Source organism: uncultured Shewanella sp. (genome assembly GCF_947501225.1).
In the GTDB taxonomy this organism is placed as follows: domain Bacteria; phylum Pseudomonadota; class Gammaproteobacteria; order Enterobacterales; family Shewanellaceae; genus Shewanella.
In genome coordinates this window covers 1-1,211 of sequence record NZ_CANMUW010000037.1, presented here as the reverse complement: position 1 = coordinate 1,211, position 1,211 = coordinate 1, and the positions used below count along the sequence as shown (strand labels likewise).

1 protein-coding gene is annotated in these 1,211 nt (G+C 40.4%); it reads right to left on the bottom strand.

Translation table 11 applies throughout. The features are described from left to right. Positions 1-31 precede the first annotated feature (31 nt). On the bottom strand, positions 32-982 hold the full coding sequence (locus tag Q1B47_RS21800) for an IS110 family transposase (protein WP_299798829.1): 951 nt from the start codon (positions 980-982) through the stop codon (positions 32-34). Positions 983-1,211: the final 229 nt, after the last annotated feature.

Genomic DNA, 1,211 nt, shown 5'->3' with positions numbered 1-1,211 from the left:
TAACAAGAGACTATGGCGTCAACAGCTAAATTTAAGCTTTTGGCGCTTCCCATAAAACACCATCTCTCAGCATTGAATTTAGAGTTACAACCATCTTTCGTATGCAAGCAATAATGGCAACTTTTTTGGGTTTCCCGGCCGCAACCAGTCGCTGATAAGTTTCTTTGAAAACGGGGTTTGATTGAATCGCCGACATCATTGCCATGTACAAAACAGTCCTAACCTGGTGTCGTCCACCCTGTATTTTTCGCATCCCTTTAAACCGTCCGCTTTCTTTATTCATCGGTGCAACACCGACTAATGAACTCGCTTGTTTATTATTGATATAGCCCAACTCTGGTAGATTACTAATAATGGATGCAGCAGCTATTTTTCCAATGCCTTTCATGCTCTGAAGAATAACGTTTTTAGCTTGATAGTCAGGACAAGATTCAATGAGTTTAACGATTTTAGTTTCTATCTTTTCAATCTGATTTTTGAACGCAGTCAAGATAGGTTTAATCGTCATAGCCAGTTCTTTAGGGAGAATTTGAAGACGATTTTTCTCCATAGTTTGCATGACCAGTAACTGATTACGCCTTGCGACTAAATCACTCATAGATTGCATTATACCGGGCTTTAATGACGACAATTTGGGCTTAATGGCTTCACCGTAATGAGCAATGAGTTGCGCATCAAGCTTATCGGTTTTAGCTCGTTGGCCGATGGCACCAGCAAAGCGTTTTACATGGATGGGATTAGCAATAACAAAAGGTAAGTTTGCCTCCGCGCAAGCCATAATAAATGGCATTTCTAAGCGACCAGTTGCTTCAATCACAATACGTTCTGGTTGATGTTTTTTCAGTACATGTATCGCTTCTTTAATCCCTTTATCGTCGTTGCTGACACTAAAAAAGTGACCTGTTGGACGAATAAAAATATCAAGTTGAAACTTGCCTGTATCGACACCTACGTTAATGTTTTGATTAGTTTTTGAATTCATAATAAGCTAACTCTTGCTTGCAAATGCGGGTTCGAGACCCAGTAGACTATTCGAGTATGATGCTTGGAGTCCTTTGCCGCGTTCGTTCTTGTTATCGGTCTCTCGATAGAGGATCCATCGCTCAATCGAACTACGGTAAGGAAAGCTTTAGTTGCAGCTAAAGCCTGGGTCTCACATTACCCGAAACTGGAAACTATTTGTAAATCAGGTGAGTTTATTATCCATACAA

Coding starts and splice junctions, on each gene's coding strand:
- Q1B47_RS21800 (WP_299798829.1), bottom strand. CDS start 982: ATGAATTCAAAAACTAATCAAAACATTAACGTAGGTGTCGATACAGGC.